At 69.6% G+C, this 1,676-nt stretch carries 2 protein-coding genes; both read left to right on the top strand.

Going from position 1 to position 1,676, the window contains the following annotated elements; all coding sequences use genetic code 11:
- Positions 1 to 881 (top strand): putative PEP-binding protein (locus AX681_RS11240; protein WP_331710012.1); only part of this gene is annotated, 881 nt, incomplete at its 5' end.
- Between the two features lie 5 nt (positions 882 to 886).
- Entirely contained in the window at positions 887 to 1,429 is a 543-nt protein-coding gene (locus AX681_RS11235) for a hypothetical protein (RefSeq protein ID WP_066663116.1), read from the top strand.
- Positions 1,430 to 1,676: the final 247 nt, after the last annotated feature.

Below are 1,676 nucleotides of genomic sequence, written 5' to 3'. Positions count from 1 at the left end.
GCGATGAGGCGGGCCGCCGCGCGGCGCTCGACAAATTGCTGCCCGAACAACGCGCCGATTTCATCGAGATTTTCGAAGTGATGGCGGGCCTGCCCTGCACCATCCGCCTGCTCGATCCGCCGCTGCACGAATTCCTGCCGCATGAGGAATCGGAGTTCGAGGAAGTGGCGAAGGCCGCCGGGCTCGACGTCGAAACGCTGCGCCGCCGCGCGGCGGAGCTGCACGAGTTCAACCCGATGCTCGGCCATCGCGGCTGTCGCCTCGGCGTCACCTATCCCGAAATCTACGAGATGCAGGCGCGCGCGATCTTCGAGGCCGCATGCGCCGTGGCGGACAAGTCGGGCGCAGCACCGGTGCCGGAAGTGATGATCCCGCTGGTCGGCACCAAGCGTGAGCTGGAGCTGATGAAGACCGTCGTCGATCGCGCCGCGCAGGCGGTGTTCGCGCAGCAGGGGCGGACGATCGACTATCTCGTCGGCACGATGATCGAACTGCCCCGCGCCGCATTGCGCGCGGGGGAGATTGCCGAGGCGGGCGCGTTCTTCAGTTTCGGCACCAATGACCTCACCCAAACGACTTTGGGCGTCAGCCGCGACGATGCCGGGCGGTTCCTGACCACTTATGTCGAAAAGGGCATCTACGCCCGCGACCCGTTCGTGAGCCTGGATGTCGAGGGCGTGGGCGAGCTGATCGAGATCGCCGCCGAACGCGGTCGCGCGACCCGACCGGACATCAAGCTCGGCATCTGTGGCGAGCATGGCGGTGACCCGGCGTCGATCGCCTTCTGCGAGCAGACCGGCCTCGATTACGTCTCCGCCTCACCCTATCGCGTGCCGATCGCACGGCTGGCGGCGGCGCAGGCTGCGCTCAAGGCACGGTGAGCGGAATGGCGCTGGCCGCGATCCTGATCGAGGCCGTCGCCGCCGCGCAGATGACGCCGGTCGAGCGCCTGAATACGGAGCTGTTGGCCGCGCGCACCGCGACCAGCGTGCTGGAGGCGCGCTGCGCCGCGTTGGGCCTTGCCGATCCGCCGCGCGTGCGGGCGGAGGTGCAGCGCGGCCGCGTTGTCGCCAGCGCCTCGCCCGCACGCACGCGGCTCAAGGTCGGCAAAAGCGAGATGCTCGGCTATCGCCGCGTGCGGCTGATGTGCGGGACGCATGTCCTGTCCGAAGCCGTCAACTGGTATGTCGCCAGCCGCCTGACCCCGGAAATGAACGCCGCGCTGGAGGGTAGCGATGTGCCGTTTGGCCGGGTGATCCTGCCCTTGTCGCCGCGCCGGGAAACCTATGCGACGTGGCAGGTCCGCCCGGGCCGGGTGCCGCCGGGCGGTGTCGTCCTGCGCCACCGCGCGGTTGTGCTGGACGGCGAGGGGCGTCCCCTCGCCGCCGTAGTCGAGCAGTATCAGCAGGTACTGCTGGGCGACAACTGACCCGCAGCTTCAGGCCTGCGGCGCCGTGTCCGCCCGGACGTGCGGCGGGAGCCACTCGCTACTCACGCTTCCTGCTGGCTCGCCTTGATCATCCGTTCCCGGCGCAGCTGAATCCGCTCCGCCCTCAGCTGCCGGCGCTGTGCCCTCTGCCGCTGGAAAGGTGGCCACCGGGGAAGCGGGGGCGACCTCCTCCTGCACGGGGGCAGGCGCTGGGGTGGGATCGACCGGCTGCGCCTCGACCGTGCCC

The sequence above is a fragment of the Sphingomonas sp. CCH9-E2 genome, from assembly GCF_001557215.1.
Lineage (GTDB): Bacteria > Pseudomonadota > Alphaproteobacteria > Sphingomonadales > Sphingomonadaceae > Sphingomonas.
Note: the sequence above shows the minus strand (reverse complement) of the source record. Positions and strands in the feature narration are given on the sequence as shown.

Excerpts from the sequence above, each read along its gene's own strand:
- AX681_RS11235 (WP_066663116.1), top strand. The coding sequence starts at position 887 with ATGGCGCTGGCCGCGATCCTGATCGAGGCCGTCGCCGCCGCGCAGATG.